This is a genomic window from Variovorax sp. E3, assembly GCF_016082275.1.
Lineage (GTDB): Bacteria > Pseudomonadota > Gammaproteobacteria > Burkholderiales > Burkholderiaceae_C > Variovorax.
Genome location: NZ_MOWM01000021.1, coordinates 23,020 through 49,542, shown reverse-complemented (window position 1 = coordinate 49,542; position 26,523 = coordinate 23,020). Strand labels below are relative to the sequence as shown.

Annotated in this window: 26 protein-coding genes and 1 pseudogene; 22 read left to right on the top strand and 5 right to left on the bottom strand. The window is 64.4% G+C overall.

Translation table 11 applies throughout. From position 1 onward, the window contains the following. Positions 1-5 precede the first annotated feature (5 nt). Positions 6-687 (bottom strand): annotated as a pseudogene (locus BMG07_RS10540) (amino acid ABC transporter permease). 223 nt (positions 688-910) lie between these two features. Between BMG07_RS10540 and BMG07_RS10535 the strand changes: the two are divergent. The 3 genes from BMG07_RS10535 to BMG07_RS10525 are packed head-to-tail and all read left to right on the top strand — an operon-like array spanning position 911 to position 3,904. Continuing rightward, positions 911-1,681, top strand: coding sequence for an SDR family oxidoreductase (locus BMG07_RS10535; protein ID WP_198084520.1), 771 nt, complete (start codon positions 911-913; stop codon positions 1,679-1,681). A gap of 2 nt (positions 1,682-1,683) precedes the next feature. Next, positions 1,684-3,012 carry an MFS transporter gene (locus BMG07_RS10530; RefSeq protein WP_198084519.1) on the top strand — a complete coding sequence of 443 codons (1,329 nt, stop codon included), beginning with the start codon at positions 1,684-1,686 and terminating at the stop codon, positions 3,010-3,012. Positions 3,013-3,043: 31 nt separating this feature from the next. Further along, positions 3,044-3,904: an IclR family transcriptional regulator gene (locus tag BMG07_RS10525; protein ID WP_198084518.1), complete on the top strand. Its 861-nt coding sequence runs from the start codon at positions 3,044-3,046 to the stop codon at positions 3,902-3,904. A 34-nt stretch (positions 3,905-3,938) separates the two neighbouring features. Here the strand turns inward: BMG07_RS10525 and yiaA are convergent, their stop codons facing one another. After that, complete coding sequence (yiaA, locus tag BMG07_RS10520) at positions 3,939-4,376, bottom strand: inner membrane protein YiaA (protein ID WP_198084517.1); 438 nt, start codon at positions 4,374-4,376, stop codon at positions 3,939-3,941. 124 nt (positions 4,377-4,500) lie between these two features. On the opposite strand from yiaA, the gene BMG07_RS10515 reads away from it, so the two are divergent. Continuing rightward, on the top strand, positions 4,501-5,217 hold the full coding sequence (locus tag BMG07_RS10515) for a hypothetical protein (RefSeq protein WP_198084516.1): 717 nt from the start codon (positions 4,501-4,503) through the stop codon (positions 5,215-5,217). A gap of 25 nt (positions 5,218-5,242) precedes the next feature. Here BMG07_RS10515 and argC read toward each other — a convergent pair whose 3' ends face one another. Next, positions 5,243-6,166, bottom strand: a complete 924-nt coding sequence (gene argC, locus BMG07_RS10510) for an N-acetyl-gamma-glutamyl-phosphate reductase (protein WP_198084515.1) — start codon at positions 6,164-6,166, stop codon at positions 5,243-5,245. A 204-nt stretch (positions 6,167-6,370) separates the two neighbouring features. Between argC and sucC the strand changes: the two genes are divergently transcribed. The 17 genes from sucC (at position 6,371) to BMG07_RS10425 (ending at position 23,920) form a co-directional block, all read left to right on the top strand. Beyond that, entirely contained in the window at positions 6,371-7,537 is a 1,167-nt protein-coding gene (gene sucC / locus BMG07_RS10505; RefSeq protein ID WP_198084514.1) for an ADP-forming succinate--CoA ligase subunit beta, read from the top strand. A 10-nt stretch (positions 7,538-7,547) separates the two neighbouring features. Continuing rightward, positions 7,548-8,441: a succinate--CoA ligase subunit alpha gene (sucD, locus tag BMG07_RS10500; RefSeq protein WP_130427055.1), complete on the top strand. Its 894-nt coding sequence runs from the start codon at positions 7,548-7,550 to the stop codon at positions 8,439-8,441. 119 nt (positions 8,442-8,560) lie between these two features. Further along, a complete protein-coding gene (locus BMG07_RS10495) occupies positions 8,561-9,244 on the top strand; it encodes a TerC family protein (RefSeq protein ID WP_198084513.1) in 684 nt (227 codons plus the stop codon). A gap of 25 nt (positions 9,245-9,269) precedes the next feature. Further along, positions 9,270-10,079, top strand: coding sequence for a Stp1/IreP family PP2C-type Ser/Thr phosphatase (locus tag BMG07_RS10490; protein ID WP_198084512.1), 810 nt, complete (start codon positions 9,270-9,272; stop codon positions 10,077-10,079). A 66-nt stretch (positions 10,080-10,145) separates the two neighbouring features. After that, on the top strand, positions 10,146-10,799 hold the full coding sequence (locus tag BMG07_RS10485) for an FHA domain-containing protein (RefSeq protein ID WP_198084511.1): 654 nt from the start codon (positions 10,146-10,148) through the stop codon (positions 10,797-10,799). Between the two features lie 51 nt (positions 10,800-10,850). After that, entirely contained in the window at positions 10,851-13,103 is a 2,253-nt protein-coding gene (locus BMG07_RS10480; protein WP_198084510.1) for a CHASE2 domain-containing protein, read from the top strand. Positions 13,104-13,132: 29 nt separating this feature from the next. Then, positions 13,133-13,936 carry a 3',5'-cyclic-nucleotide phosphodiesterase gene (locus BMG07_RS10475; RefSeq protein ID WP_198084509.1) on the top strand — a complete coding sequence of 268 codons (804 nt, stop codon included), beginning with the start codon at positions 13,133-13,135 and terminating at the stop codon, positions 13,934-13,936. A 210-nt stretch (positions 13,937-14,146) separates the two neighbouring features. Further along, on the top strand, positions 14,147-14,584 hold the full coding sequence (locus BMG07_RS10470) for a pilin (protein WP_198084508.1): 438 nt from the start codon (positions 14,147-14,149) through the stop codon (positions 14,582-14,584). Between the two features lie 334 nt (positions 14,585-14,918). Next, positions 14,919-15,356, top strand: a complete 438-nt coding sequence (locus tag BMG07_RS10465; RefSeq protein ID WP_198084507.1) for a pilin — start codon at positions 14,919-14,921, stop codon at positions 15,354-15,356. A 634-nt stretch (positions 15,357-15,990) separates the two neighbouring features. After that, positions 15,991-16,476, top strand: a complete 486-nt coding sequence (locus BMG07_RS10460) for a GspH/FimT family pseudopilin (protein ID WP_198084506.1) — start codon at positions 15,991-15,993, stop codon at positions 16,474-16,476. A gap of 77 nt (positions 16,477-16,553) precedes the next feature. Next, positions 16,554-16,694 carry a hypothetical protein gene (locus BMG07_RS41890; RefSeq protein ID WP_269758829.1) on the top strand — a complete coding sequence of 47 codons (141 nt, stop codon included), beginning with the start codon at positions 16,554-16,556 and terminating at the stop codon, positions 16,692-16,694. Beyond that, positions 16,676-17,044: a hypothetical protein gene (locus BMG07_RS10455; RefSeq protein WP_269758828.1), complete on the top strand. Its 369-nt coding sequence runs from the start codon at positions 16,676-16,678 to the stop codon at positions 17,042-17,044. Before BMG07_RS41890 ends, BMG07_RS10455 begins: the two co-directional genes overlap by 19 nt. 4 nt (positions 17,045-17,048) lie before the next feature. Next, positions 17,049-17,906, top strand: coding sequence for a prepilin-type N-terminal cleavage/methylation domain-containing protein (locus tag BMG07_RS10450; protein WP_269758827.1), 858 nt, complete (start codon positions 17,049-17,051; stop codon positions 17,904-17,906). A 67-nt stretch (positions 17,907-17,973) separates the two neighbouring features. Further along, positions 17,974-18,477: a pilus assembly protein PilX gene (locus BMG07_RS10445; protein WP_198084505.1), complete on the top strand. Its 504-nt coding sequence runs from the start codon at positions 17,974-17,976 to the stop codon at positions 18,475-18,477. Between the two features lie 15 nt (positions 18,478-18,492). Continuing rightward, positions 18,493-21,588 (top strand): PA14 domain-containing protein, encoded by a 3,096-nt coding sequence (locus BMG07_RS41885; protein ID WP_269758826.1) that lies wholly within the window; start codon positions 18,493-18,495, stop codon positions 21,586-21,588. Next, the gene (locus BMG07_RS41880) at positions 21,585-23,483 is read left to right on the top strand and encodes a PilC/PilY family type IV pilus protein (RefSeq protein ID WP_307866928.1); all 1,899 of its coding nucleotides are present in this window, start codon (positions 21,585-21,587) and stop codon (positions 23,481-23,483) included. Before BMG07_RS41885 ends, BMG07_RS41880 begins: the two co-directional genes overlap by 4 nt. A gap of 8 nt (positions 23,484-23,491) precedes the next feature. Continuing rightward, positions 23,492-23,920 carry a type IV pilin protein gene (locus BMG07_RS10425; protein WP_198084504.1) on the top strand — a complete coding sequence of 143 codons (429 nt, stop codon included), beginning with the start codon at positions 23,492-23,494 and terminating at the stop codon, positions 23,918-23,920. Between the two features lie 22 nt (positions 23,921-23,942). On the opposite strand, the gene moaC is transcribed toward BMG07_RS10425, so the two are convergent. Then, complete coding sequence (gene moaC, locus BMG07_RS10420) at positions 23,943-24,425, bottom strand: cyclic pyranopterin monophosphate synthase MoaC (RefSeq protein WP_198084503.1); 483 nt, start codon at positions 24,423-24,425, stop codon at positions 23,943-23,945. Between the two features lie 54 nt (positions 24,426-24,479). Between moaC and BMG07_RS10415 the strand changes: the two genes are divergently transcribed. Continuing rightward, a complete protein-coding gene (locus BMG07_RS10415) occupies positions 24,480-26,048 on the top strand; it encodes a M48 family metalloprotease (protein WP_198084502.1) in 1,569 nt (522 codons plus the stop codon). A 41-nt stretch (positions 26,049-26,089) separates the two neighbouring features. Here BMG07_RS10415 and BMG07_RS10410 read toward each other — a convergent pair whose 3' ends face one another. Next, complete coding sequence (locus BMG07_RS10410) at positions 26,090-26,443, bottom strand: phage holin family protein (RefSeq protein ID WP_198084501.1); 354 nt, start codon at positions 26,441-26,443, stop codon at positions 26,090-26,092. Between the last annotated feature and the right edge of the window lie 80 nt (positions 26,444-26,523).

Genomic DNA, 26,523 nt, shown 5'->3' with positions numbered 1-26,523 from the left:
CCTTTTCAAAGCGGCGTGCCGAGCTTGCGTCGGCGCGGGAACACGACAAGGCCGAGCAGCCAGAAACCCAGGCGCATGGCGTACGACAGCGCCAGGTACACCACCCACAGCACGATGAAGATCTCGAAGTTGCGGAAGGTGTCCGACTGGATGCGGTTGGCCACGCCGAAGAGCTCTTCGCGCCCACCGACGACATGATGCTGGAGGCCAGCATCAGCAGCACGAACTGGCTGGCCAGCGCCGGGTACACGCGCTCCACGGCGGGCCGCAGGATCACGTGCCAGAACACCTGCAGCTTGGACAGCCCCAGGCACTCGGCTGCCTCGAGCTGGCCCTTGTGGATCGACTCGATGCCGGCGCGGATGATTTCGCAGCTGTAGGCGCCGATGTTCACCACCAGCGCGAGCACCGCGCGACCATGATCGGCATCGTCACGCCGGCGCTGGAGAGGCCGAAGATCAGGAAGTAGCTCTGGATCAGCAGCGGCGTGTTGCGGATCGCCTCCACATAGCCGCCCGTCAGGCCGCGCAGCCAGCCATGCCGGCTGTTGCGGCCCAGCGCGCAGACGGTGCCCAGCGCAAAGCCCAGCACGGTGGCCAGGAAGGACAGCTGCACGGTCGTCCACGCGCCTTCCAGCAGCAGCGGCCATTGCGCCAGCACGGGCGCGAAGTCGAACTGGTAGTTCAAGATTGTTTTCTTAGATAAAACTTGATTTCACAACTGAGACTATCAGGGGCGTCTTTGTTTCTTGTTGGGGTTTGCGCCGATCTGCGGGTAAATCCCGATGAGATTCGGGCCCTGGGCGGGCTTTTGCCAATGTGAATTTGTCTTTTGCTGGCGTACATTTGATTTCATACATGAAATGAAAATTTCATGAGCGCAAAACCAAACATCACCAAAGGACACTGCAATGAGCTCTCGCGTTCAGGGAAAGAACATCCTCGTCACCGCCGCCGGCAAGGGCATCGGCCGCGCCAGCGCGCTCGCGCTGGCCCGTGAAGGCGCCACCGTGTGGGCCACCGACGTCGACGAGGCCGCGTTGGCCGAACTCGCCGTGCTGGCGCGCGAGGAAGGCCTCGCGGGGCTGAAGACCGCGACGCTCAACGTGCGCGACAGCGCCGCGCTGCAAGCCTTCGCGCCAACGGCCGGCCGGCTCGACGTGCTGTTCAACTGCGCGGGCTTCGTGCACAGCGGCAACATCCTGGCCTGCGAGGAAGCCGACTGGGACTTCAGCATGGACCTGAACGTGAAGTCGATGTACCGCACCATCCGCGCGTTCCTGCCGGCGATGCTGTCGCACGGCGGCTCGATCATCAACATGGCCTCGGCCGCGTCGAGCGTGAAGGGCGTGCCGAACCGCTTCGTCTACGGTGCGTCGAAGGCGGCGGTCATCGGGCTCACCAAGGCGGTGGCGGCCGACTTCATCCAGCAGGGCATCCGCTGCAACGCGATCTGCCCGGGCACGGTCGAGTCGCCCTCGCTGCGCGACCGCATCGCGGCGCAGGCCGAGCAGGCCGGCGCCGACGAGGCCGCGGTGCGCGCCGCGTTCGTGGCACGCCAGCCGCTCGGGCGCGTGGGCAAGCCGGAAGAAATCGCGGCGCTGGTGGTCTACCTGGCCTCGGACGAGTCGGGCTTCACCACGGGCACCACGCACATGATCGACGGCGGCTGGTCGAACTGAGCATGAACAACAGCTCCACCATTGCCGCGTCCCGCGCGCTGGCAGGCGGCTCGGCCGCCGAGGACGCCATCTACCGCAAAGTCGGCTGGCGCGTGCTGCCGCTGTTGGTCGTGTGCTTCATCTTCGCGTACTTCGACCGCGTGAACATCAGCTTCGCCAAGCTGCAGATGCAGGGCGACCTGAGCCTGTCCGATGCGGCCTACGGGCTGGGGGCCAGCATCTTCTTCGTGGGCTACTTCATCTTCGAGGTGCCCAGCAACATCATCATGCATCGCGTGGGCGCCAAGCGCTGGATCGCGCGGATCATGATCACCTGGGGCCTGGCCTCCACGGCGATGATGTTCGTGAAGTCGGAGACCTCGTTCTACGTGCTGCGCTTTCTGGTGGGGGCGGCGGAAGCGGGCTTCCTGCCGGGCGTGATCCTGTACTTCACGTACTGGTTTCCGGCGCGGCGGCGCGCGCGCATCAACGCGTGGTTCATGACCTCGATCGCCATCTCGGGCGTCATCGGCGGGCCGCTGGCGGGCTGGATCATGACGCACTTCGCGGGCATGAACGGCTGGGCCGGATGGCAGTGGCTCTTCCTGCTCGAAGGCCTGCCGACGGTGCTGCTGGGGCTGGTGGTGCTGTGGCTGCTGGACAACCGCATCGAAGACGCCAAGTGGCTCGACGGCAATGAAAAGCGCCTGCTGCGCGCCAACGTCGATGCCGAGGCCGGCCAGGCCGAGCACAACTTCCTGGCGGCGCTGCGTCAGCCGGGCACCGCGCTGCTGGCCCTGATCTACATGTTCATGCTGATGGGGCTCTACGGCCTGACCTTCTGGATGCCGCAGCTCATCAAGAACACCGGCATCACGAACCCGCTGAACATCGGGCTGCTCACGGCCATTCCCTATGCGGCCGCCGGCATCGCGATGCTGCTGATCGGCGCGAGCTCCGACCGCTCGGGTGAGCGCCGCTGGCACCTGGGCCTGACGGTGGCGGTGGGCGGGCTGGGCTACATCTGCAGCGCGTACTTCGGCGCGTCGACCGGGCTGGCCATGGCCGCGCTCACGGTGGCGGCGGTGGGTGTCATCGGCTGCCTGCCGGTGTTCTGGACGCTGCCGCCCAAGTTCCTCACGGGCACGGCGGCGGCGGGCGGCATTGCGCTGATCAACTCGGTGGGCAACCTGGGCGGCATCATCAGCCCCTACATGGTGGGCAAGGTGCACGACATGACGGGCAGCACGCAGGTCGGGCTGTACGTGATCGCGGCGGTGACGCTGCTGGCGGCCGTGCTCATCCTGTTCGCGCTGCCCCGGCAGATCGCCGGCAAGGACCGCGTGGGCTGATGCACCGCCGTGCGTGTACGCTTGAAGCGCCATGAACCAAAAGAAGCCGAGCAGCCTTTCCACGTCGTCCAGTGAGCCCCTGTCGTCGTCCGAGCCGGACGACGAGTCGGAGGGCGGGCCGCGCTATACCGCGCCCGCGCTCGAGAAGGGGCTGGACATCCTGGAGGCGCTGGCCGACAGCGCCACGGGCTACACGCTGAACGAGCTGGCGCAGAAGGTCGGGCGCAAGGTCAGCGAGATCTTCCGCATGGCGGTGACGCTGGAGCGCCGCGGCTTCGTGCAGGTCGACGAGAACGACCGCTACGCGCTCACGCTGCGCATGTTCGAGCTTGCGCACCGCCAGCAGCCGCTCAAGAGCCTGGTGAGCGCGGCGCTGCCGCTGCTGCGCGAGCTGGCCAACCGCTCGCGCCAGTCGTGCCACCTGGCCATGTACCAGGGCGGGCGCGTGGTGGTCATCGCGCAGGTCGAGAGCCCCGAGCGCTGGTCGTTCGGCCTCAAGGTGGGCGTGATGATGGGGCTGACCGACACCTCGTCGGGCCACGTGCTGCTGGCCTTTCGCGACGAGATCGACCGGGCGCGCATGCTGGGCACGCACATCCGCGTCGAGGGCGAGCAGGACATCGACCCGGGCGAGCTTTTCGCGATCTTGCGCGAGGTGCGTGAGCGCGGCCATGCGGCCATGCCGAGCCGGCAGATCCGCGGCATCACCAACATCGCGTTCCCGGTGATGGGCGCGGCCGACCACGTGATCGCGGCCATCAACGTGCCGCACTTGGAGCGCATCGACCAGAAGGTCGGTCCCGACCTGGTGCAGGTGCGGGAGATCGTGGCCAGCATCGCGGCGCGGCTGTCGGCGCTGATGGGCGCCAGCGGCTACAACGACAACGAGTAGCGCCGGCGGCCCGCGCGGGCGCGAGCGTGTGGCGTCAGTGCGCTTCGGGGGCGTCGTCGAGCGACGGCGCTTCGTTCTTGTGGGCGGCGATGTCGCGCACGTTCTTCTGCACCGCCACCGCGCCGAACAGGCTCAGCAGGAAGGCCATGGCGTAGAAGCCTTTTTCGCTGTTGGCCAGCGTGGCGTTGAAGAGGCCGACGGCCAGCAGCGCGACCGACAGCAGCAGCGAGATCCAGCACAGGCCGTAGTAGATGCCGGTGACGGAGGTGCCCTCGAGGCGGTCGCGCACGGTTTTTTGCAGCGACACGGCGGAGAACAGGCCGTACATGAGGATGGTGAAGTAGTAGCCCTTCTCGTTGAGCTGCATCGTGGCGTTCCACAGCCCGATGAGGTAGACCACGGCGCCGATGAACAGCGCGGCCCATGAAGCGGCGACGAACGCACCGGTCGGTTTCTCGAACTTGACTGCCATGGCGAACCTCCTCGTTGGAATGAGGCGCGATTATGGGGCGGCGCACCGGTGGCATGATCTGCGGCAGGCCGCCGAATTGCGCAGCAATCCACCGAAGCGGCCCTCAACTCTGGAGGAGCATCCCATGTCGTCTGACCCCGTCGGTCAACCCTCTCTCGCCCGCACCGGCGCCAAGGCCGGCCTCGCCTTCGCCGGCTCCGTGATCAAGGGCGGCCTGCTCGGCGTGATCCTGGGCGGCGGCGTTTTCTTCTTCTACCTGTCGCAGCTGCAAGGGCCGGGCAACACGGCGGCGCGCGCGGGTGGCGCGGGCGCCATCATCACGCTGCTCACGACGCCCTCGGTGCTGGTGGCGGTGTTGCTGCTGCTGTTCGTGGCCGTCTACGTGATGCTCGGCGTGGCGCAGGGGCGCGCACGCGCCATGCAGCACCTGGTGGCGGCGCGCGGCGAGGCCGTGTCGCAGCGGCTGGCCGGCGCGATTGCGGCACGCATCGAGGCGATGCCGCGCACGCAGGGGGCCTTGCATCGCGCGGCCGACTGGCTGTCGGTCGACGCCTTGAGCAAACAGCTGGCGCCGGTGCTCGGCGAGGGCAAGGCGGTGCGCTCGGTGGTGGCCTTCGTGCTGAACCGGCTGCCCATGAGCGAGATGCTGGCCGAATGGCAGGAAAGCCGCGCCGAACATGGCGGGCCCGCCGAGGGCGAAGACCCCGCGCTGCGCGCCCTGCTCACGCGCCGCATCAACGAGACGCTGCAGGACATGGCCACGCCTTCGCGCAAGCCGCTGTACATCGCCCTGGGCGCGCACGCCGCCCTGCTGGGCGTCGGGCTCTGGCTGGTGAACTGAAAAGGAAGCGGGGGGAGCCTGTCGCTCAGAGCGACAGCATCAGCTTCAGGTTCTGCACCGCGGCGCCGCTGGCACCTTTGCCCAGGTTGTCCAGGCGGGCGATCACCACGGCGTGGTGGTGGTCCTCGTTCGGGAACACGCGGATCTCGAGGTTGTTGGTGTCGTTGAGCGCCTGCGGCTCGAGCTTGCCGTCTTCGGTCGGCGGCAGCACCTTCACGAACTGTTCGGGCGTGTTGCTGCGCGCGTAGTGCGCGGCCAGGGCGTCCTGCAGGTCGTCGGCCTTCGGCTTGCCGGGCAGCAGGTCGAGGTGCAGCGGCAGCTGCACCAGCATGCCCTGCTTGAAATTGCCCACCGCCGGGATGAAGACCGGGCGGCGGGTCAGGCCCGTGTAGGCCATGATTTCGGGGATGTGCTTGTGCTTCAGGCCCAGCGCGTAGGTCTCGTACAGCGGCGCCTCGCCCTTCTCGTAGGCCTCGATCATGGTCCGGCCGCCGCCCGAATAGCCGCTCACCGAAGGCAGCGAAATCGGGAAATCGACCGGCAGGATGCCCGCGTCGACCAGCGGGCGCACCATGGCGATGGCGCCGGTGGCGTAGCAGCCGGGGTTGCCCACGCGGTCGGCCTTGGCCACGGCCTGCCAGTGGCCTTCGTTGAGTTCGGGGAAGCCGAACACCCAGCCGGAGGCGATGCGGTGCGCCGTGGAGGCGTCGATGATCTTGGGCTTGCGGCCGGGCAGCTGGTCGATCAGCGCGACCGACTCGCGCGCCGCGTCGTCGTGCAGGCACAGCACCACCAGGTCGACGCCGGCCATCAGGTCACGCTTGGCGGCGGCGTCTTTTCGCAGCTCGGGCGCGATGCTCACGAGTTCGATCTGCGGCATCGTCTGGAGCCGTTCGCGGATTTGCAGGCCGGTGGTACCGGCTTCGCCGTCGATGAAAACCTTGGCCATGATGGAGTGTGCCCGGGGTAGCTAGAAGAAAGTACGTATTGACCGCAACCCCACGTACAGTATTGGTGCGGCGCACCATGATACAGTCCGCGATTGTTCGCCGCCCCCAGCCGTCAGGCTGCCGTCGCCCGCGAACAACAGAGCAGAAACACTCTCAGTCCAAATCTCCCGTTCTCAACCTCCTCCTTCCGAGAGACATCCCTCATGAAGATTCACGAGTACCAGGGCAAGGAAATCCTTGCCAAGTTCGGCGTGCCGGTGCCGCGCGGCATTCCGGCCTATACGGTTCAGGAGGCTGTCGAAGCCGCCCAGAAGCTTGGAGGCCCGGTCTGGGTCGTCAAGGCCCAGATTCACGCGGGTGGCCGCGGCAAGGGCGGCGGCGTCAAGGTCGCCAAGACCATCGAAGACGTCAAGCGGATCGCCGGCGAAATCCTCGGCATGCAGCTCAAGACGCACCAGACCGGCCCTGAAGGCCAGAAGGTTCGCCGCCTGTACATCGAAGACGGCGCCGACATCAACAAGGAATACTACATTTCGGCCGTGACCGACCGCGCCACCCAGAAGGTGGCGTTCATCGCTTCGAGCGAAGGCGGCATGGACATCGAGGAAGTGGCCCACTCCTCGCCCGAGAAGATCATCACGGTGTTCGCGGACCCCGAAAAGGGCCTGACCGACGAACAGGCCAAGCAGATCGCCGACGGCATCGGCATGCCGGCCGATTCGACCGCGCAAACGGTCGACATCCTGAAGAAGCTCTACACCTGCTACATGGAGACGGACGCCTCGCTGGTCGAGATCAACCCGCTCAACCGTGACAGCAAGGGCAACGTCATGGCGCTGGACGCCAAGTTCAACTTCGACAGCAACGCGCTGTTCCGCCACCCCGAAATCGTGGCCCTGCGCGACCTCGACGAAGAAGACGCGGCCGAAGTGGAAGCCTCGAAGTTCGACCTCGCCTACATCTCGCTGGACGGCAACATCGGCTGCCTGGTGAACGGTGCCGGCCTGGCCATGGCCACCATGGACACCATCAAGCTGTTCGGCGGCGAGCCGGCCAACTTCCTGGACGTGGGCGGCGGCGCCACCCCCGAGAAGGTCACTGAAGCCTTCAAGATCATGCTGAAGAACAAGAACGTGGAAGCCATCCTCGTGAACATCTTCGGCGGCATCATGAAGTGCGACACCATCGCCACCGGCGTGATCGCAGCCTGCAAGGCCGTGAACCTGCAAGTGCCGCTGGTCGTTCGCATGAAGGGCACCAACGAAGTCGAAGGCAAGAAGCTGCTGGCCGATTCGGGCCTGCCGATCATCAGCGCCGACACCATGGCGGAAGCGGCCCAGAAGGTCGTGGCAGCAGTCAAGAAGGCCTAAGGAACAAGTCATGTCGATCTACATCAACAAAGACACCAAAGTCATCACGCAAGGCATCACCGGCAAGACCGGCCAGTTCCACACGGAAAAGTGCCAGGAATACGCGAACGGCAAGAACGCCTTCGTGGCGGGCGTGAACCCGAAGAAGGCCGGCGAGTCGATCTTCAACATCCCGATCTTCGGTTCGGTCAAGGAAGCCGCTTCGCAGACCGGCGCCACCGTGTCGGTGATCTACGTGCCGCCGGCAGGCGCCGCGGCCGCCATCTGGGAAGCTGTCGAAGCCGACCTGGACCTGGCGATCTGCATCACCGAAGGCATCCCCGTTCGCGACATGCTCGAAGTGCGTAACAAGATGAAGGCCAAGGAAGCGGCCGGCGGCAAGAAGACCTTGCTGCTGGGCCCGAACTGCCCCGGCCTGATCACGCCCGACGAAATCAAGATCGGCATCATGCCCGGCCACATCCACCGCAAGGGCCGCATCGGCGTGGTCTCGCGCTCGGGCACGCTGACGTACGAAGCCGTGGCTCAACTGACGGAAATCGGCCTGGGCCAATCGTCGGCGGTCGGCATCGGCGGCGACCCGATCAACGGTCTGAAGCACATCGACGTGATGAAGGCCTTCAACGACGATCCGGACACCGACGCGGTCATCATGATCGGCGAAATCGGCGGCCCGGACGAGGCTGACGCAGCCCGCTGGTGCAAGGACAACATGAAGAAGCCGGTCGTCGGCTTCATCGCCGGTGTCACCGCCCCTCCCGGCAAGCGCATGGGCCACGCCGGCGCGCTGATCTCGGGCGGCGCCGATACGGCCGACGCCAAGCTGGCCATCATGGAAGAATGCGGCTTCACCGTGACGCGCAACTTCTCGGAACTGGCCAAGCTGCTCAAGGGCAAGCTGTAAGAATCGGCCCCACGACACCGGCCGCAGAGCCGGGTCATGCGAGGACCACGCAGAAATAAAAAAGCGCCCGCACTGGATTGCGGGCGCTTTTTTCAATAAAACACAGTGGGATCAGAGACATGGAACTTCTTCAAAGCACGGACTTCTGGTTAGGTCTGCTCAAGATCGTCTGGATCAACATCATCTTGTCGGGGGACAACGCGGTGGTGATTGCCATGGCGGCGCGCTCGTTGCCGCCCGCACAGCAGAAAAAGGCCGTCATGTTCGGTTCGGGCGCGGCCGTGGTGCTGCGCATCGTGCTGACGGTGGTGGCGGCCAAGCTGCTCGCCCTGCCCTACCTGCAGATCATCGGCGGCATGCTGCTGCTGTGGATCGGCATGCAGCTGCTGAGCGAGGACGACGAGGACGACGGCGAATCCAAGGAATACGGCTCGATGATGGCGGCCGTGCGCACCATCCTCCTGGCCGACCTGGTGATGAGCCTGGACAACGTGATTGCCGTCGCGGCCGCCGCGCAGGGCAGCATGGTCCTGCTGATCCTCGGCTTGGCCATCAGCATTCCGTTGGTGATTTTCGGCAGTACCCTCATGATCAAGCTCATGGAACGCTTCCCGATCATCGTCATGCTGGGCGCCGCGCTGATCGGCTGGGTCGGCGGCGAAACGATCGTGAGCGACGTCGCCCTGCGCGAGACGCTGGCGGCCAACCCCTGGTTGCACTATGCAGCGGCAGCAGCCGGTGCGGTGTTTGTCGTGGCCGCGGGCCGCTTGATGCAACGGCGCGCGCACGCCGCTGCACACTGATTCACGAAGTCTGCGCTGACAAACTATGGCGAGTGTCGGCGTCTCCCTGTTCTCTACCCGTCCCCCCCTGACCTGGGAGTTCGCCGCGCTGACCGACGTCGGCCGGCTGCGCGCCCATAACGAAGACGCCGTGCATGTCGACCCCGCCCTGGGGTTGGCCCTGCTGGCCGACGGCATGGGCGGCTACAAGGGCGGCGAGGTGGCGAGCGCCATGGCCATTTCGCTGTTGCACGCCAGCTTCGGCCGCTGGTTCGCCCAGGCCGGCATGCAGGCGCCGGCGCGCGTGGTCCGGCGTGCGCTGCAGGCGGCCACCGATGAAGCCAACGGCTCCATCCTGCACGCCGGCACCACCAATGCCGAGCTGCAGGGCATGGGGACGACCCTGGTGCTGGCGGCGTTCCGGCCGCAGCGCGTGGTGGTCGGGCACATCGGGGATTCGCGCTGCTACCGCGTGCGCAACAACAAGCTGGAGCTGCTCACGCGCGACCATTCGCTGCGCCAGCAGCAGCTCGACGCAGGCGCCATCACCGCCGAGGAAGCGCTGAATTCGCCGACCCGCAACCTCGTGACGCGGGCCGTCGGCGTGGAGGCCCAAGTCTTGCTGGAAATGCACGAACACAGCGCTCGGCCTGGCGATCTTTATATGCTTTGCTCCGACGGGCTGAGCGAGATGGTTTCGGATGAGCAGCTTTTCACGCTTCTAGGACACGATGTCGGGCTTCAGAAAAAAGCTTCACTTTTGGTTGCAATTGCAAACGACAATGGCGGCAGGGACAATATTTCGGTTGTTCTGGCAAGGGCTGCCGTCGCGGAAGCGCCTCGCGCAGCCAAGTAGCAGGCCTGGAGGGCACCCCACCGTCCCGCCTGCCGTCATTCAAGCTTTGCAATCGGGGAGTCGGCAATGCCGAAGATGATCATTTCGGTCGATGGCGTTGTCATCGGGCAAGTGGCACTCGCCAAGGAGCGCACGACGCTGGGACGCCGTGCCTACAACGACATCGTGATCGACAATCTGGCGGTCAGCGGCGAGCACGCCGTGCTGCACATGAGCGATGGCGACGTCGAAATTGAAGACCTCAACAGCACCAACGGCACCTACGTCAATGCGCTCGCCATCCAGAAGCAGGCGCTCAAGGACAACGACGTCATCGAGGTCGGAGGCTGCCGCATCCATTTCCGCGCCCGCAGCAACCTGGCCATCGGCCCGGGTTCCGTGCGCACGCCGCCGAACGAGTTCTCCTCGGCATCCATGCCGCTGTCGTCGGCGCCCACCGAATCGGGCGCGCTGGTCGAACTCGGCATTCCCGTGCTGCGCGTGCTGGCCGGCCCGAACGAAGGCCAGGACGTCGCGCTGCAGAAAGTCGTCACCACCATCGGCAAGCCCGGCGTGGCCGTGGCCGTGGTCACGCGCCGCCGGCAGGGCTACGTGGCCGCTGGCGTCGAGGGCAACGTCACGCTCAACGGCCTGCAACTGGGCACCGACGCGGTCGCCCTGCAGGAGCGCGACGTGCTCGAGCTCGGCGGCACCGCGCGCATGCAGTTCGTGCGGATCTGACCCTTCTTCCCTGAGTGCTCACGGCGGCGCAAGCCGCATGGGTGGCCCGCCGTGAGCGTGCTGCGGCGGCACTGGCCGCGCATCGTCATCACGCTGCTGCCGGTTCTGATGGCGCTGGCGCACGCCACCGGCATCTGGCAACTGAGCGCGCTCGAACGCCTTGACCGCCTGATCTACGACATCCGGCTGCGCGCGACCATGCCGCGCACGCTCGATCCACGCATCGTGATCGTCGACGTCGACGACGCCAGCCTGGCGCGGCAGGGGCAATGGCCCTGGGCGCGCGACAAGATCGCCGGGCTCACCACCGAGCTGCTGAGCCGCCAGCAGGTGGCCGTGCTCGGCTTCGACGTGATGTTCCTCGAGCCCGACCGGAGTTCCGGCCTCGAGAGGCTCCGCGACATGGCCGCCGGGCCGCTGCGCGGCATGCCGGGCCTGGCCGCCGAGGTCGAGCGGCTCGCTCCCACGCTCGACCACGACGCCACTTTTGCCAGGTCGCTGGAAGGCCAGGCGGTGGCGCTGGGCTATTACTTCACGCACACCGAGGTGCCGAGCGCCAAGGGGCAACTGCCCGCCGCGCCGCTGCTGCCGGTCGACGCGTTCCCCGCTGGCGGCAGCTACGCCGCCCGCTGGAACGGCTTCGGTGCCAGCCTGCCGGCGCTCGCACAAGCGGCACCGACGGCCGGCTTCCTGAACACCCTGGTCGGCGCCCAGGGCGACGGGGTGATCCGCAGCGTGCCGCTCGTCGCCCGCTACGACGGCGACAAGGCGCAGCCCGGGTATTACGAGTCGCTGGGACTCGCCGTCTATCGGCTGGCGAATGGCTTGCCGCCCGTGCGACCGGTCTTTGCGCCCGGCGGGGCCGTGCCTCGGCTCGAATCGTTGCGGCTCGGCCCGCTGCGCGTGCCCGTGGACCAGACCGCCAGCATGGAAGTGCCGTTTCGCGGCCCCGGCGGGGCGGACGGCGGATCGTTCCGCTACATCCCGGCCGCGGACGTGCTCGACGGCCGGCTCGGCCCGGGCGAGCTGAAGGGCAAGATCGTGCTCGTCGGCGCCACGGCACCGGGCCTGCAGGACCTGCGCGCCACCCCCGTGGAGGCTGCGTTCCCGGGCGTCGAGGTGCATGCCAACATCGTCTCGGGCCTGCTCGACCACCGGCTGCTGAGCGTGCCCGACTACGCGCCGGGCTACGAAGTGCTGACGGTGCTGGCGACGGGGCTGGTGCTGGCCCTCGGCCTGTCGCTGCTGTCGGTGCCGCGCGCCGTGCTGCTGGTCGCGGGGACGATCGCCGCGCTGGTCGGACTCAACTCCTGGCTCTTCGTGGCCCACGGCCTCGTGCTGCCGCTGGCGTCGGCGCTCGCCATGACGGCGCTGGCTTTCGTGCTCAACATGAGCTGGGGCTACTTCGTCGAATCGCGCGCGCGGCGCGGGCTGGTGCGGCTCTTCGGCACTTATGTTCCACCGCAACTGGTCGACGAAATGCTCACGCAGCCGGACCGCTACAGCATGCGCGCCGAGAGCAAGCCGATGACCGTCATGTTCTGCGACATGCGCGACTTCACCCGCCTGTCGGAGCAGATGGCGCCGGCGGAACTGCAGGCTTTTCTCAACACCGTGTTCAGCCGGCTCACCGACGTGATCAGCGCGCACCGCGGCACCGTCGACAAGTACATGGGCGATTGCGTCATGGCCTTCTGGGGCGCGCCGATCGACACGCCCGGCCACGCCGCGCTGGCCGTGCGCGCCGCGCTCGACATGGCGAACGCCGTGCACGACATCAACATGACCCACCGCGCGAGCGGCCGACCGGAGATCAGCGTGGGCATCGGCATCAACAGCGGCGTCATGAGCGTGGGCGACATGGGCTCGGCCGCGCGCCGCAGCTACACCGTCGTCGGCGACGCGGTCAACCTCGCGTCGCGCCTGGAAGGACTGAGCGGGCACTACGGCGTCGAGATCGTCACGAGCGGCGCGACTCGCGAGCAGGCGCCCGACTACCTCTGGCAGGAGCTCGACAGCGTGCTCGTCAAGGGCAAGGCGCAGGCCGTGGCCGTGTTCACGCCCCTGGCCGAGCGCACGCCCGACGCCGAAAAAGAGTTGCAACCGCTGCTCGTGCGCTGGGGCGAAGTGCTCGCTGCCTACCGCCGCCAGGACTGGGCCGTGGGCCGGAACTTGCTGGCGCCCCTGCTGGCCGCAGATGCCAAAAAAGTCCTTTACCAGCTCTACGCCCAGCGTTTAGCCTCCATGGCGTTACGGCCCCAAGACCCCAATTGGGACGGTGCAACCCGGTTCGAAACCAAATGACGACAGACACATACAAGGGGTCTCTCACAATGCAGGTTCGTGTGCTGGGCTGCTCAGGCGCCATCGCCAAAGACTGCCGCACCACCTCGTTTCTGGTCGACACGGACCTGCTCGTGGATGCGGGCACCGGGGTCGGCGACCTCACGCTCGACGAAATGACGGGCATCGACGACGTGGTGCTGACGCACTGCCACCTCGACCATATCGCCGCCCTCCCCTTGATGCTTGATGCCGTCGGCAGCCGCCGCTCCAGGCCGCTGCGCGTGCATGCGCTGCGCGCCACCATCGAGGCGTTGCGGGCGCATGTGTTCAACAACGTCATCTGGCCCGACTTCGAGAGCATCCCCAGCCTGGAGGCGCCGTTCGTGAGCTTTCACGACATCGCGGTGGGACAGATGCTGCAGCTGGGCAGCTGCGCGCCAAAGCTGATCGAAGTGCTGCCGGCAGTGCATACGGTGCCGGCCTGCGGCTTTGCCGTGCGGCGAGCCGCGGGCGGGGCGCACTGGGTTTTCAGCGGGGACACGGAGCGCAATGCGCCGTTCTGGGACCGGGTGAATGCGCTGGATGTGGCGATGCTGGTGATCGAAACGGCGTTCAGCAACCGCGAGCAGGCGCTGGCCGAGCGCAGCCTGCATTTGTCGCCCGTGATGCTGGCGGACGAGCTGGCGCTGATCGACCCCGGGAAGCAGTTTCCGATCTACATCACGCACACCAAGCCGGCGGAAACCGACGAGATCATGAGCCAGATCGAGGCGCTAGCGGAGCACCAGGTGGCAGGGGTGGCGCAGCGGGATATCCGGTGGTTGAAGGCGGATGGGGTGCTGACTTTTTGATGCAGGGCGGCGGCGCGTTGGCATGACATATTTGTCACGCTTGTAGCATCTTGACGCAAGTTGTGTCACGTCATGTAACACGATCGTAGACAAAGGTGACGCATTCGGTCAGTGGAAAGTTGGTTCCGCGGGTGGCATGGATGCTGCGGAAGTTCTCCCGCTCCGGGCAGGTTCCCGGGCGTAACAACCAACCAACCTGGAGTTAGTTCAATGAACCGTCGTACTCTCGCCCGCCGCGCACAGGCCGGCTTTACCCTTATCGAATTGATGATCGTTGTGGCGATCATTGGTATTTTGGCTGCTGTGGCTCTGCCGGCGTATCAGGACTACACGACTCGCGCTCGTGTAACGGAAGGTCTGAGCCTCGCTGATGCGGCCAAGACTGCGGTCGCGGAAACGACCCAGACGAATGGCGGCGTTCTGCCAGCTACGCAAGCAGCCACTGGCTACGTTAGCCCGGCCGCAACGACCAATGTCACGAGCGTTGCGATCGGTGCAGATGCTGCAATCACTGTTACCTATACCGCCGTGGCAGGTGGTGGCACGATTATTTTGGCGCCGACCGTGCAAGCTGGCGGTGAAATCACTTGGACCTGCACCGGTGGTACTCAGGTTGCAAAGTATCGTCCTGCAAATTGCCGCGCTTAATTTTTGCGCAGATCTTAAATGCCTATCTTGGCGATCTGCGCAAAATAATAAATTGAGTTTATAGGGTTGGCGCTCTTTTTTGTAGGGCGCGACAGCAAATAAAATTTTGAAGGCCAGTCAATTTTTTGAAGTTGGCTGGCCTTTTTTGTTGCTCGGCTTTTGATGTCCCCTTTCTTGCGTCGCTACGGTTTCAAGCAGGAGGGTGAAATTCAATGTGTTGCGGTTGCAATTCATTTTGCGGGAAAGGCAGGCCAAGAATATTGTCAAGGCCCGCGCTATTCTTGGTTGCTTCGCCGAACAACCTTCGGGTGGCTTTAAATAATTTAGGAATTTCATGAAACACCGCGTCCAAAGCTCTAAAATGCAAGCAGGCTTCACTCTTATAGAGTTAATGATAGTCGTGGCTATCATTGGAATTTTGGCGGCAGTGGCATTGCCGGCATATCAGGATTACACAATTCGTGCCCGTGTGACCGAAGGATTGAGCTTGGGTGATGCCGCCAAAACTGCTGTTGCGGAAACGACCCAAACAAATGGGGGTAATCTACCCGCGACCCAAGCAGCGACAGGTTATGTCAGCGCGGCCGCAACTGCCAATGTCATAAGCGTGGCTATCGTTGCTGGGGGGGGCGTCACGATTACATATTCAGCGGTTGCGGGCAACGGCACCATTATCCTGCAGCCAGTTGTTCAGGCCGGAGGCGAAGTCACTTGGACTTGCACGGGTGGGACGTTGCTTGCTAAGTACCGACCGGCGAACTGCCGAGCCTGATAGGGCTGTTTAATTTAAAATCACCTTCTTAGCGGGAAATCATCTCTGTGAAGCTTCCTTGAGTTTGCTTCAAGGAGAGTGGGCGGCTCAACTAATCTTAGGCTTTGCGGTGATCCTTGGTGAGGAATTTTTAATTCAATGATGATTGGAAATTCGAAGAGTCTTGCGAACCGATTTTCCTTATCAGGCATGGTTAATTTTTTCGGAGATTGAGTTGTTCGCTATTTGGCTGGGTGAGTTGACGCTTGGGCGAGGTGGCGATTGCAAATTAATCTGCGAAAAACTTCGCATCGCTTTTCTCGTCAGTCTTCATTTTTCTAAAAATTGAGGGGATTTCGAAAATCTCATGCTCGGATGAGATCGTTGCCGGCGTAGCTGGGGCAATGCGACCTCGGATTTACGGGACGCATGAAATTTGAAGCTCAATCGTGAAGTCGGGTTAAGGGGTTATATTTGAAGGGGGTATCCCCCGCAATTTTTTCCTAGCGCGTCTTAAATCTCACATTTCAGACAGACGGTCGCTTTCGGGTGGCGAGCGGTCAGCTAAGCTGGTAACAATTGATCGGACAAAGATTACGATAGGAAACATTCCTCTCGGATCTCGTCTCCAAAGGTCGATAGCTACTCGCGCCACATGAAAAATTCGGGTTTGTTACAGCAGACGCAGAAGGGCTTCACTCTGATCGAGTTGATGGTGGTCGTCGCCTTGGTAGCCATTCTGGCTGCGCTGGCGATGCCGTCATTCACGACCCAGATCGCCAACCAACGAGTAACTTCCGCGGCGCAAGAGTTGCAAACCCTGCTTCAGTTCGCCCGTGCAGAAAGCGTTTACAAGCGCACGCAAAGCACCGTTACCGCGATAGGTCAGACCTGGCAAGCCAAGGACGGCGCCAAAGTGCTGCGTGAGGCGACGGTGTCCGATGTCGTCAGCATTGAACCCGGTTCTTCCGGCGGCTTGATCTTCGATGTGACAGGTCAGGCCAAGCCGGCTTCTGGCGGCGGCACCTCCTACACCGCGTCAGTTTCCGCACCCAATGCGTCGCGCGTGCAATGCCTCACCGTGACGGGGACGGGCCTTGTGCGGCTGAAGAGTGCGGCAACCAAGCAAGCCTGCTCTTGATCTTGAGAGTCAGCATTTTTGGCGCGCGTTCTTCCATGAATACCTCTCGCTCTTCATCGTCATCCCGGCAAGCGGGCATGAGCCTCATCGAGGTTCTCATGGCTGTCTTGCTGGTGAGCATTGGCCTGCTCGGCGCCGCAGGCATGCATGTGCGCGCCATCGGATTCACCGTCGACACCGAGCGGCGCCAGATGCTTCCATGGTCGCCTCTGAATTGATGGAGACGATGCGCGGCGACACGCTCACCGTTCTGGAAGTCAACGGCGTGCCCAAGGCGGATCTGGGTGGCTATGCGAAAGCGGCGGGGACCGAATTGGCCGCTGTCACGGGGGACGATTGCCAGCCGCTGGCTGCAACTCCCGCCAAGCGGCTGGGCTGCTGGGGCGCACGCGCCAAGCAACTGATGCCCGAACTGGGAGATGCTTTTGTCGCGAGCAACTTCGTCGTCGGCCTGGATTCAGTCAGCGGGGTGGTCTCGGTCACCGTGGCGTGGCCGGTCAAGAAGGGCCAGTGTATGGATGGAAACGACAATGATTTTTGCTCCTTCACTCTGCGATCGAGGCTCTGAGCCCATGCCGCGCACATGTTCACCGACGCACAGCTGCGTCATCCGTCGCCCTCGGGCAACCGAGCAGGGCATTTCGCTGGTAGAGCTCATGGTCGCAATGGCCGTAGGCCTCGTCGTCGTCCTGATCGCCACCACGATCTACGTGGAAGGCCTGCGCAACTTCAGTTTCCGCACCAGTCAGAGCGAGAACCTCGGCAATAGCCGGTATGCACTGGGAACGCTGGACGACGAGTTCACAAAGGCTGGCTACCGGCGCGATCCGACCCAGGCGATGGATGAAGCTTTTCCTGCCGATGGGGCTGCGCATCCGAACGGCTGCAAGTTTGCCGTGGGACAGGCCATCTATGCGGTCGACACGGGCACCTTGTGCATCCGCTATCAGGCGCGTGACAACAACGAGAAGGACTGCGCTGGCGCGGCGGCGGGTGTCGTCGGCCTGGGAGCTTATGAAGCGCCGCCCGCGCCGGCTTTGGGCGCTGGCATGTTCGTCGAAAGATACTTCCTTTCCGGCGGCTCGCTGGTCTGTCGAGGTGGCAGTCAGTCTGAAGCGAAGCAGGAAGTGGCCGACGGGGTACGGGACGTGCACTTCGAGTTCGGGGTTGGCAAGGGCAGCGACTCCTTCGCCGAGCGGCGCGTCGAAGCATTCAAGGCCACCACGCCCGCAGCCGACGAGGTCATCAGATCCTTGCGCTATGCGATTCTGCTGGCGGCATCGGCAGAAAAGATCACCGGGGGCATGGACTCCTCCGTATGCACCCGCTGGGAAGGCGTGGGCGGTACCAAAGCCAGCTGCGATGCCAGCAAGGGCCAGCTCTACCAGCTTGCAAGCGGCTCCCTCACGCTGAGAAACCTGATGCCATGAGCGCGCCACGCCTTATTTCAACGTCGTCCCGACGCTGCGCCAGCGCGGAGCTGCGCTGTTCGTCGCCATGATCATGATGCTGCTGGTGCTGGTGTTGGCCGTGGTCGGCATGCGCACCATCACGCTGGAGTCGCGCATCGCCGGCAATGTGCTCGAGAGCCAGAAGCAGCAGGAAACGGCGGACGGTGCGCTGCGGGAAGGCGAGCGCATCATCCAGCAGTACGGCTTGCCGCTCGCCAAGTGCACCGAAGGTGCGACCAGCCCTGTCGACACCGACAAGAAGCCTTGTTACGTCGCGGACGCGCGCACCGACTCGTTCGGGCTGAACACCTCGTTCACCGTCAATACCAAGGCGGCCGGGTTTGCCATCCCTTATGGCTACTGGTATCCGCGCTACATCTCCACCGTCTGCCCCAAGGGGTCGAGTGCCACGTCCGCGCTCGAAGCCGCAAGCACCGGCTGCACGGAGTTCTACGAACTCAATGCCCAGGCCTCCGCCGAAACCACCGTGCAAGCCTGCGGTCCGCAGGCGTTCTGCCTGCGGTCCACGGTCAATCTGTTCATCAAATAGTCGAGGAGGGCTGTGATGGCTCGTTCCGCAGGTTCAACCCGCTCACCCTTTCGTATTTTCCATACAGTCGGCTTGCTGGCGGCCGCGGCGGCCTTGCTGTTCGGCCAACACCTGGCGACCGCGCAGGATGGTGGAGACACGGCCCTGGCACAGACGCCGCTGTTTGTGAGCGAGAGCAATCCGCCGCTGAACATGCTGGTGATGGGGCGCGACCACAAGCTCTACTACGAGGCCTACAACGACGCCTCCGACCTGAACGGCGACGGCGTGATCGACGTGGGCTACAAGCCCAACCAGATCGACTACTACGGTTATTTCAACAACAACGCCTGCTACGAGTACGCCAACGACAAGTTTTCGCCTGTCGCGGCTGCCACGGGTGACAAGAAGAAGATCTGTGCGGGCGGAAAGCGCTGGAGCGGCGACTTCCTGAATTACCTCGCCACATCACGCATGGATGCCATCCGCCGGGTGCTCTATGGCGGAATGCGCGTGACCGACAGTACCAGCAGCACCGTTCTGCAGGCGGCCTATGTACCTCGTGATGCGCATGCCTGGGGCAAGGCCTATGACCCGGCCCGCGATGGTGCTGTCTACAACATCAGCGACTACGCGCCGCTGGCGCAGCCGGTGAGCGGCACCCGCCATCTCTTTGCCGTGACCACACTGGGCGAAAGCGACGACAACGCGATCCCACGCCTGCGAGTTCTCAACGACTCGAAGTTCCAGATCTGGGACTGGGTTTCGAAGGAGGGCACCGCGGGGCAGGACGTCTGTCTGGGCGGGGTCGCATGCGCGGCGAGCGGCGGCTCGGCATTCGAGATGATCCCCAGCAGCGGATATCGGAATCTGAGCATCAAGACGTGGAAGAAGACAAACAATGCGGGGACGCCTGGGAACGCCTCGCAAATGATCAGCTTCTTCACTGCGAACGGGATCGCTGCCAACCTGTGCGGCACGGGTTCGATCAGCGCGATCGACATCACTGGCGGAAACAACAACCCGTTCAACGGCGTCAATGGCTGCACTCAGGACAACTACCTGACCGAGATCACGGGTGAGATCTACATTCCGAAGGCGGATACCTATGTCTTTGGCATCGATGGAGACGACGCCGTGGAGGCCACCATCGATGGCGGCAGCACCTGGGGCTGGTATGGCGGCCATGGCTCGAACCGCAGTCAGGACAATCTGCAAACCTACTCCAAGAGCATCACCTTCACCGCCGCAGGCTGGAAAACGGTGAAATTTCGCCATGTCGAAGGAAGTGGCGACGACAACTGGGGCCTGGCCATGAAGATCACGCGGCCTGCCAGCGCCATCGCGACCAACAAGATCCGCGTGGAAGCCTGCTCGAGCACCGATTCGGCCTTGCGTGAGGCCAGTTGCAAGTCCTACCCGAACAATGGCGGCACGGCCATCTACAAGCCGACCGGCTTGCTGCACGACTTCGGTGAAAACAACAAGATGTACTTCGGCCTGCTCTCTGGCTCATATCAGAAAAACATCGCTGGCGGCATCCTGCGGCGCAACATGAGCAGCTTTGCGGACGAAGTCAATCCGCAGACTGGTGTGTTCCAGACCAATGTCGCCGGCGTCGTCGCCAACATCGACCGCCTGCGCCTGATCGGCTTCAACGGCAGCCAGTACAACGATTGCGGCTGGATCACCGATGGGCCCATCAGCGGCAAGAACGACCCATCGATGTGCGCGATGTGGGGCAACCCGGTCGGCGAGATGATGTTCGAGACAATGCGTTATTTCGGCGGAGCCTCTGGCGCGCATACGCAGTACGACTATGGCAGCGGGGCCAAGGACAGCGCGAATCCGCTGAACCTTTCCAAGCCGGACTGGGTGTCTCCCTACGCGGCAAAGCCCAGCGGCGGCGGCTACCAGCATTGCGCGCGCCCGGTGATGACGGTCCTCAGCGACATCAATCCTTCGTACGACACGAAGATGCCTGGCAGTCGTTACCAGTCCATTGCGGCCAATGTGGACGCACTGGCCAACTTCAATGTCGCCAACGAGGTGAATGCCATCGGCGCGGCCGAAGGCATTCATGGCAAGAACTTCTTCATCGGCCAGTCGACCTCGGCCAACGCGAACGGCGCGCCCTCGGTGAAGACCGTTGACGATCTCTCCTGGGTGCGCGGACTGTCGCCCCAGGAGCCCAGCAAGGAAGGCAGCTTCTACTCCGCGGGGGTGTCTCGCTTTGCCGCCAACAATCCCGTTTTCGGCAACGCCAAGGGCAAGAACCGGCTGATGACCTATTCGGTGGCCATTGCTTCTCCGCTGCCGGAGATTCGTTTTCCGGTGGGTGGTGGCCGGTTCGTGACGATCTCCCCCTTTGCCAAGTCCGTGACCGGCTTCAGCATCGATCCCACGCGCTTCGCGCCGACCAATCAGATCGTCGACTACTACGTGGACCGCATCGCCAACACCGGCACGGCCGACCAGAACACTGCGATCAACGAGGGGCGGCCTTATGCGGAGTTCCGCATCAACTATGAAGACGTGGAGCAGGGCGCTGACCACGACATGGATGCCATCTCGCGCTACATCGTCTCGCTGCAGGCGAACGGCAGCGTGAAGGTCGACATGGTGTCTGAGTACGCTGCGGGCAGCATTGGCCAGCACATGGGCTACGTGATCTCCGGCACGACCCAGGACGGCATGTATCTTGAAGTGCGGGACAAGGACACGGGTTCCGTGTATTACGCGCTGAACACGCCTCCCACGCGTGCGCCTGGCTATTGCGTGGCACGATCCAACGATGCCGAGTGCGCCAACCTGCCGCTCTCGGCCAGCCGGACCTTCACGACCAGCACAAGCAGCACCTCGGGCAGCTTTCTCAAGGATCCTCTGTGGTACGCCGCCAAATACGGCATGCCGGGGCGTGACCCCGCCACGATCGTGGGCGACCCGGACAACTATTTCCTGGTCACCAATGCCACCACGTTGAAGGCGCAGATGACCAAGGCCTTCAATGACATCCTGCAGAACACCAACTCTGTGACGGCGGTGTCGGTGGACGTGCCTGGTGGCACGATCGCCGCGGGCGCGACCTCTACCGCACTCGCTTCGAGGCCGATGGCTGGGTCGGTGACGTGATCCGCGAAAGGCTCACCGAGAACGCCACCAAGGGCTTGAACTATGTGCGGCAGTGGAGCGCAGCGGAGAAGCTGGTTGCGCGCGGCTCCGCGCGAGACAGAAACATCCTCTACGCTGGTGCCGGCACCACTACGCCGACATTGCGCCCCTTCACTTTTGTCGGCATCAATGGCCAGCCGGCCGATGCAGCCTGGCTCACGGCACTCAACAAGAATCCCGCTACGAACCTGGCGGATGCGAAGGCCGAACAGCGCATCAGCTTCCTGCGCGGTGAGAGCGATACGTTCCGTGTCCGCAAGAGTTTGCCGAGCGGGAGCCCCAATCTGCTGGGCGACATCGTCAACTCTTCGCCGCTGCGCGTGAAGGGTGCGCTCTACCGGGCGGGAGCCGCCGATCCGCTGGAAGGCACCGGCAGCAACTACGGGGCCTTTGCCGCCGGCCAGGCGAGCCAGCCGGAGATGATCTACGTCGGCGCCAACGATGGCATGTTCCACGCCTTCCGCGCCGAGAACGGTGTCGAGCAGTTTGCCTTCATCCCCACGGCGATGCGCAACAACCTGAGCACGCTCACCGCGCCCGATTACGGCAAGAAGGACGGTACACCTCACCGCTACTACGTCGATGGCACGCCTGTCGCCTCGGACGTGTATTTCGGCGCGGCGTGGCACAAGGTGCTGATCGGCAGCCTGGGCGCGGGCGGCAAGCAGGTATTCGCACTGGACATCACGGACCCCACGTCGCCCCAGTTGCTGTGGGAGTTCGGCTCCGATCAGAACGCCAACATGGGGAACTCGCTGCCGCAGCCGACCATCGCCCGCCTCAACGATGTCGGAACCACCAAAGGTAAGTGGGTCGCGCTGGTGCCCGGCGGTTATCAGGGGGGCAACAGCTCTGCGGGTGGTGGCGGGGCGAGCATGTTCGTCCTCGACATCTCGAACGGCAGCGTGCTCCGGCGCTTCGACCTGGATGGCGGCATGACGGCTGCCGAGTTGACGGCGTCGATGCCCCTGGGCAACGGTCTGTCGCGCGTGACCGCTGTGGACAACACCCGCGATGGCAAGGCGGACGTGGCTTATGCCGGTGACCTGGCGGGCAATGTGTGGCGCTTCGACATGAGTAGCGGCGATATCTCGGCGTGGACGGTGCAGAAGTTCTTCACCGCCAAGGACGCGGACAGCAAACGCCAACCGATCACGGCGGCTCCCTACGTGACACAGCACCCCACCGGAAAGGGCGATCTGGTGATCTTCGGTACGGGCCGCCTGCTGACGGCCAGCGACAAGAGCACCATACAAAAGCAGACCGTGTACGGCATCTGGGACCGCTACAGCGCCAGCGGGGCGACGGCGCCCACGCCATTGCCGACGGCGTCCAAGGTGCGCGCCGATCTGCAGAGCCAGACGTTCACGGAACTGGTGGCTGGCTCAGGCAACTTCTCGCTGACGAACAACACGGTGAATTGGTACAAGACCGGCGCCTCCGGCACGCAGGACGCCAATGTGGAGAAGTGGGGCTGGGTCGTGGACCTGCCGCGCAATGGAGAGAAGATGGTCTACGACATGACGCTGTACGGCCGGGGGCTGTTCCTTTCGTCGGTGCGGACTTCAGAGGATCCTTGCGCCGCGGGCATGAGCGGCACGATCTACGGCATCGATCCGAACGGTGGCGGCCGTACCGACTACGTGGTGTTCGACATGAACGGTGACGGTGTCTTCAATTCCGCTGACGTAATCGGTGGTGGGCAGGTCAATGGCACGGACACGGGCGCAGGCAAGCAGACCATTCGCGGGGAGCGGGTGTTCGACCCCAGCGCGAATGCCGAGCGGCGGGTCAACCACGGCTTGCAGTTTGGCCGCCAAAGCTGGCGCAAGCAGCCGCCGAATCCGCCTAAATGAGGAAATGCATGTTTGTGAAGGAGAAACCAGTGCGCAACGCTGAAAAGGGCTTCACCCTGATCGAGCTGATGATTACGGTGGCCGTCGTCGGCATCCTGGCGGCGATTGCCTATCCGTCGTACACGGAGTACGTGCTGCGGTCCCGCCGAGTGGAGGCGCAGAACATGCTCAATGATGCTGCTGCCCGGCAGGAGCGGTGGAAGGCGCAGAACGGCAAGTACGCGGCGCAGGCGGATTTGGCAAAGCTGAATGTGCCAAATGGGGGCGGCTACTACGCCCTTTCCCTGACTTCGACCGACACCAGCTATGTGTTCAAAGCCCAGCGCGCGGGCAAGCAACTAGCGGACAGCAAGTGCGGCGACTTCACTCTGGACGACACTGGCAAGAAGGGCATCTTCGCAGGCACCCCAGGTACGCCGGAGACCTGCTGGCGCTAGGTGATGAATCGCCCCGGGGATCTCACCCCACCACCCAACTCCCCGACTTCCCCCCATGCTTCTCCAACACATGCACATCCGTGATCCGCATCCCCCGGTCCACCGCCTTGCACATGTCGTAGACAGTCAATAGCGCCACCTGCACCGCCGTCAGCGCCTCCATCTCCACCCCGGTGGGCCCGACGGTCTCCACGGTCGCGGTACAGGCCACCTGCGGCGCTTCTCCCGCATCCGCCAGCGCAAACGCCACGGCCACCCGCGTCAGCGCCAGCGGATGACACAGCGGGATCAGGTCGCTCGTCTTCTTCGCCGCCTGGATCCCCGCGATGCGCGCGATGCCCAGCACGTCGCCCTTCTTCGCCGTTCCCGACTCGATCAGCGCCAGCGTTGCCGCCTGCATCTCGATGCGGCCCGTGGCCACGGCCACGCGGTGGGTGGAGGCCTTGCCGGCCACGTCGACCATGTGGGCCTGCCCCTGGGCGTCAAAATGCGTGAGAGAGCTCATGTGTGAACGTTCGGTTGGAGGATGCATCATACGAGCCCGAGCCACAGACGAGGAATGCCGCGCTTGACTCCCACCCCACTCCGCAAACGCCGTTGGACGCCCACTCTGCGGACGTTCTGCGCTACCTTCTTGATAGCGTCCCAGGCCCTGCTGCCGGTCCCCGCCCTGGCGCAGATGCAGCAGATCCTGCCCGGCCTCGGTGACGGCGGCGAGATGACGGCCAGCGCCGAACGCCACCTCGGCGACCAGATCGCCCGCGAGCTCTTCCGCGACACCGACTACATCGACGACCCGGTGATCGCCGCCTATGTGCAGGACATCTGGCAACGCCTGCTGGCCGCCGCCCGCACGCGTGGCGAGCTCACGCCCGAACTCGACGAGCGCTTCGCCTGGACGATCCTGCTGGGCCGCGACCGCAACATCAATGCCTTTGCGCTGCCCGGCGGCTACCTGGGCCTGAACCTCGGCCTCGTGGCCGCGGTCGGCAGCCGCGACGAGCTGGCGACGGTGCTCGGGCACGAGCTCTCGCACGTCACCCAGCGCCACATCTCGCGCATCATGACCAAGCAGGGCAAGCAGATGCCCTTGATGATCGCCGGCCTGATCCTCGGGATGATCGCGGCGAGCAAGAGCCGCAGCGGCGACGCGGGCCAGGCCGTGATCATGGGCAGCCAGGCGATGTTCGCGCAGAACCAGCTGAACTTCTCGCGCGACATGGAGCGCGAGGCCGACCGCATCGGCTTCGGCGTGATGACGCAGGCGGGCTTCGCGCCGCAGGGCGCGGCCACGATGTTCGAGAAGCTGCAGTACGCCTCGCGCCTGAACGACAACGGCTCGTACCCCTATCTGCGCAGCCACCCGCTGACCACGGAGCGCATCTCGGACATGCAGGGCCGCTTCCAGTTCCGCATGGACACCACGCCGCCGCTGCCGCTGGTCATGGACCACGCGATGATCGCTTCGCGTGCCCGTGTGCTGACGCGTCCCGGCGTCGATGTGCTGCGGCTCTGGGTGGATGCCGCGGCCACCGGCGAATTCGCGAAAAGCTCGCCGGCGCAGCAGGCCGGCACGCTCTATGCGGCGGCGCTGTCGGCCAAGGAAATGCGCGACTACAAGGCGGCACGCGCGCTGGCCGAACGGCTGGTGGCGCGCACGGCCGAAGATCCCGTAGCCGCCAAGCAGGCGCGCTGGCTCAGCGCCGAAATCGAACTGGCCGCGGGCGCGCCTGCCAAGGCGGCCACGCTGCTCGACGCCAAGTCGAAGGAGCGGCCCGAGATGATGCTCGCTGCCGAAGCCGCGAGCGCGACGCGCCAGCCCGCGCCGATGATTCCCGTGTTGCGCGATTGGGTCGCCGCGAACCCGCGCGACGCGACGGCGTGGCATGCGCTGGCCAATCTGTACGGCGCCCAGAACGACACGCTGCGCGCCGTGCGCGCCGATGCCGAGGCCAATGTCGCGATCCTCGACTACCCGGCCGCGCGCGACCGCTTCAAGGCGGCGCAGGAGCTGATGCGCCAGTCAGGCAAGGCGATCGATCACTACGAGGCGTCGATCATCGACACCCGTGCGCGGGCCGTGGAGGCGTTGGTGAAGGAGCAGGCGGCCGAGCCGCCGCTGAAGTAGGTCGCCGAGCGGCGTGGTGGCTGGCCGGCTGACTGACGGGCTCAGGCCTTGGACAGCAACCCGCCCAGCGCCGACTCGATCAGCAGCCCCAGCAGCGAGTAAAGCAGCGAGCCGATCAGCGCGGCCACGAAGCCGTTCACGTGAAAGCCGCCGAGCAGCCCCGACGCGGCCCAGAACAGCAGCGCGTTGATCACGAACAGGAACAGTCCGAGCGTGACGATGGTGACCGGCAGCGTCAGCACCACCAGCACCGGCCGCACGATCATGTTGAGCAGGCCGATCACGGCCGCCGCGATCAGCGCGGAGCCGAAGCTGTTGACCTGGACGCCACTGTAGAGATAAGCCACCGCCAGCAGCGCGACGGCGCTGAGCAGCCATTTGATGATGATGCGCATGCGGCGCAGGATACCCCAGGGCTCCAAAAACAACGAGCCCCGGTGCGTTGCCGCACCGGGGCTCGTCAAAGAACGTGAAG